The 4,122-nt window shown below is 75.5% G+C and carries 3 protein-coding genes; 2 read left to right on the top strand and 1 reads right to left on the bottom strand.

Annotated features, from left to right (window positions below; translation table 11 throughout):
- Window positions 1-58: 58 nt before the first annotated feature.
- Window positions 59-1,012, bottom strand: coding sequence for a glycosyl hydrolase family 18 protein (locus ACFWA7_RS36745; protein ID WP_385540404.1), 954 nt, complete (start codon window positions 1,010-1,012; stop codon window positions 59-61).
- Between the two features lie 243 nt (window positions 1,013-1,255).
- Between ACFWA7_RS36745 and ACFWA7_RS36740 the strand changes: the two genes are divergently transcribed.
- Window positions 1,256-3,352: a TPM domain-containing protein gene (locus tag ACFWA7_RS36740; protein WP_385827434.1), complete on the top strand. Its 2,097-nt coding sequence runs from the start codon at window positions 1,256-1,258 to the stop codon at window positions 3,350-3,352.
- Window positions 3,349-4,065 (top strand): PspA/IM30 family protein, encoded by a 717-nt coding sequence (locus tag ACFWA7_RS36735; RefSeq protein ID WP_385827432.1) that lies wholly within the window; start codon window positions 3,349-3,351, stop codon window positions 4,063-4,065. Before ACFWA7_RS36740 ends, ACFWA7_RS36735 begins: the two co-directional genes overlap by 4 nt.
- Window positions 4,066-4,122: the final 57 nt, after the last annotated feature.

Here is a 4,122-nt window from a genome sequence, read left to right as displayed (position 1 = left end):
CTGCGCCCCCGGCCCCGCTTCGGGGGGCCCCCCCCCCCCGCCGCCGTACTGCCGCGCCTCAGTTCCAGTCCTTGTCGTACGCGGCCCAGTCCTGGTCGCGCGCGGTGAAGTCGACGTAGAGGGCGACGCCGAAGTGCTCGCGGTGGCGGTCGGTGCGGCCGAGCCCCAGACGCACGCCGCGTACGGCCGCCTTGACCGTCTCGGCCGAGGCGTGGTGGCCCATGGTCTCCGTCTGGAAGAACGGCAGCCCCATCAGCAGATCGGTGTCCTTGGGCGTCACTTCGAGCGCCAGCGAGGCCTGCTGGGCGACATAGCCGCCGTACAGGCTCTCCAGCGGCATCGAGGTGTCGTACGACATGACGGCGATCTGGTCGACGCGCTTGGCCACCTGCCCGAAGTACGCCTGTGACCACCACTTGGGGTGCCCGGCGATCTTGCCGGCGGCGGAGTGCAGCTTGGGCACCGGGTCGATCTGGTGCGCGGCCACCGACAGCGTCGCGTGGTGCGCGCGCGTCACGGGCCGCACCGCGTCGAGCAGTTCGAGGAAGTGACGGTTGCCCGAGGGCATCGGCTCCAGGTCGAAGTGGACGCCGTCGAACCCGCCGCCCGCCAGGGCCCGGCGGGCCGAGTCCACCATCGCGGCACGGGTGGCCGGGCGCTCCAGACGCAGCCCCCTGGGGCCCTCGGTGGCGAGCTTGTCGCCGAGCCAGGCCTGCACGCGCACGCCGGGCAGCCTGCGGTGCACGCCGTCGACCAGCCAGCGCGCCTTGGGGTAGCGGGCCGCGGGCAGCGACCCGTCGTGCTCCAGGGGTCCGGCGTGCACGTACAGGTCGTGTATCCCCGTCTCCCGTACGCGCGCGGCGAAGACGTCCAGGTCGCGGTCGCCCTTGCGGCCGTCGACCCAGGCGTGACCGAGCCAGATGGCGTCCCGGCCGCGCGTTCTGGTGCCGTCGCCGGGGTCGCCCGCGTAGCTGCTGCGCAGCGCCACCGCGCCGACCACCATGGGCGCCATCACCAGGAGCACGGCCGCCAGCGCGGCACGCCGCACCCACGTCCGCGCCGGGCGCCGGAACCACCGGCGCAGGCCCTCGACTCCGGCCGATATAGCTGTCCGCACGTGTACCCCTGACTGTCAGTGTGCCGTGGAAGTATGACCTCCCGGTGGCGTGCTGCCTAACGAGCGGGGCGCGGATTCCCCGGTCCGGCGGCTCCCGCCCGGTCGCGGAGCGGCAGATACCGCCATACGCTCACAAATGTGACGCCGCGTGTCAGTCGCACCGGGCCCCGCATGGCCGCCCGGGCCGTCCGGGCCCTTGTGGCCGTGTTGCTGGCCACGTGCTGGACGGCACTGCCCGGCGCGGGACCCGCGCACGCCGAGGACCCGGTGACGCTCGCCTCGAACGGGCTGGTCACCGACCACGCGCACGCGCTCGCCGACCGCGCGCCGCAGGTGGCCGCCGCGCTCGACCGCCTGCGCGAAGACCGCCTCGTGCAGCTCTTCGCGGTCTACGTGGACGACTTCTCCGGCCGCACCGCCCAGGACTGGGCCGACACCACCGCGCAGAAGAACGGGCTCGGCCGCGACGACGTCCTGCTGGCCGTCGCCACCGGGTCGCGGCAGTACGCGTACTCGGTCGACCAGTACTTCCGGCTCAGCGACCAGACGCTCGGCGAGGTGGCCCGCGAGTCGGTCGAACCCGCCCTGCGGCGCGGCGACTGGGCGGGGGCCGCGATCGGCGCGGCCGAGGGGCTGGACGCCGCCCTGGCCGAGCCCGCCCGGCACGACGGCTCCATCTCGGCGAGCGACTACGTCCTGCCGGTCGTCGTCCTCGTCGCCGCGGGCGCGGTCGCCGTCTACGCGTACGCGCGCAGGAAGCGGCGGGCCGCCACCCGGACCACACCCGCGAGCGCCCAGAGCGCGGGGGCGCAGGGCTGGGAGCGGGATCCGGCCCCGCCGCAGGACCTCGCCGCCTTGGAGGCGGAGGCCGACCGGACCCTGGTCGCCACCGATGACGCCATCCGTACGAGTGACGAGGAACTGGGTTTCGCGGTCGCCCAGTTCGGGGATGAGGAGGCGGCCCGGCCGTTCGCGCAGGCCCTCGCGTACGCCAGGTCCGAACTGGCCACCGCGTTCCGGCTGCGCCAGCAGCTCGACGACGAGCCGCCGCCGGAGGGGCTCGCCCTGCCGGATGGCCCCGCCCCGCCCGACGAGCCGGAGCTGCCGCAGGAGGGCGGGGCGGCACGGCGGCGGATGCTGCGGGAGATCGTCTCGCGGTGCGCCGCGGCCGGTCGGCGGCTCGACGCCGAGTCGGAGGCCTTCGACACGCTGCGCGCCCTGGAGCGCGACGCCCCGCGGGCGCTGGAGGCCGTCGAGACGGCCTTCCGCACACTCACCGGGCGTACGGCCGCGGCGGACTCGACGCTGACCGCGCTGCGCCAGCGGTACGCGGAGTCCGCGACCGCGCCGGTCACGGGCCATACCGAGGAGGCCAAGGAACACCTGGTCTCCGCCACGGCCGGCCTCAACGCCGCCCGCCAGGCCCTCGACGCGGAGGACCGGGGCGAGGCCGCGGCGCAGGTGCGCGCCGCCGAGGGCGCCGTCGCCCAGGCGGCCACGCTGGTGGACGCGATCGACCGGCGGAGCCGGGAACTCGCGGACGCCGAGGAGCGGTTGCCCGTCGCGCTCACGGAGACCAAGGCGGTGCTGACGGAGGCTCACGAGTTGCTGGAAGGCACGTCGGAGGCGCGAGGTCCGCTGGAAGCCGCCACGGAGTCCCTCGCCGGCCTGCGCGGTCGGGTCGCCCGGGCCGAGACGGTGCTCGTGGGCGTCGGGCGGGCGCGGGCGGCCGGCCCGTACGACCCGATCGGCGCGCTGCGCCTGGTCGGGGAGGCGGAGGAGGCACTGGACGCGGCACTGGACGAGGCCCTTGCGGGCGTACGGGAGCGCGGGGGCGGCGCGGGGCGCTCCCGCACCCTCCTGGACCGGGCGGTGCTCACGGCCTCCGCGGCCGTCGCGGCGGCGGACGACTACGTCGCCACCCACCGGGACGCGGTCGCCGGCGCGGCCCGCACCCGGCTCGCGGAGGCCCGGCGCCACCTCGCACAGGCCGACGAGACGGCCGGGCCGGACGCGCCGGGCGGCCTCGTCGAGGTGCGGCGGGCGGACGCCCTGGCACAGCAGGCGCGGAGCCTCGCGGAAGCGGATGTACAGGCCTACGAGCACGGCCCGGGGACCTTCGAGGAGAACGGAAACCTGAACGGAAACCTGAACGGGACGGGCGGTGTGTCAGAAGCAGGAACGGGCGGTGTTCCGGAAGCAGGAAGCGGACCGGCGCAAGGAGAAGAGCCATGAACGACAGGCAGTCGGTACTGGGCCGGGTCGGCCGGCTGGCGAAGGCCAACGTCAACGCGCTCCTCGACCAGGCCGAGGACCCGCAGAAGATGCTGGACCAGCTGATACGGGAGTACACGAGCACCATCGCGGAGGCGGAGCAGGCCGTCGCCTCGGCCCTGGGCAACGTGCGCCTGATGGAGCAGGACCGGGTGGAGGACCTGGCCGCCGCCAAGGAGTGGGGCAACCAGGCGGTCGCGGCCAGCAGGAAGGCCGACGGGCTGCGCGCGGACGGCTCGGCGGACGACGCCGACCGGTTCGACCGCCTCGCCAAGGTGGCGCTGGGCAGACAGGTGCACTCGGAGAACGAGGCGCGGGCGGCGGAGCCGGCGATCGCCGCGCAGACGGAGGTGGTGGACAGGCTCAAGTCCGGCCTGGCCCGGATGAAGTCCCAGCTGGACGTACTGAGGGCGGAGCAGGGCGAGTTGGCGTCCCGGGCCGGCGCGGCGCGGGAGCGGAACCCGCTGCCGGACGGGCTGGAGAGCGTCGATCTGCTCGACCCGACCAGCGAGATACCCCGCTTCGAGGACAAGGTGCGGCGCGAGGAGGCCCGGGCGCGGGGCACGCGGGAGCTCGCCGCGTCGTTCCTGGACGCCCAGTTCGAGCAGCTGGACGCCCCGGGCGACACGGCGGAGGTGGAGGCGCGGCTGGCGGCACTGAAGGCGACGACGTAGGGGCGGGGGGGGCCGGGGGGGCGCCCCCCCCCCCCCCCCCCCCCCCCCCCCCCCCCC

Source organism: Streptomyces sp. NPDC059994 (genome assembly GCF_042737755.1).
Lineage (GTDB): Bacteria > Actinomycetota > Actinomycetes > Streptomycetales > Streptomycetaceae > Streptomyces.
Note: the sequence above shows the minus strand (reverse complement) of the source record. Positions and strands in the feature narration are given on the sequence as shown.

Bases quoted from the DNA above. Each gene is read 5' to 3' on its own strand.
- ACFWA7_RS36745 (WP_385540404.1), bottom strand. From the start codon at position 1,012: ATGGCGCCCATGGTGGTCGGCGCGGTGGCGCTGCGCAGCAGCTACGCG.
- ACFWA7_RS36735 (WP_385827432.1), top strand. From the start codon at position 3,349: ATGAACGACAGGCAGTCGGTACTGGGCCGGGTCGGCCGGCTGGCGAAG.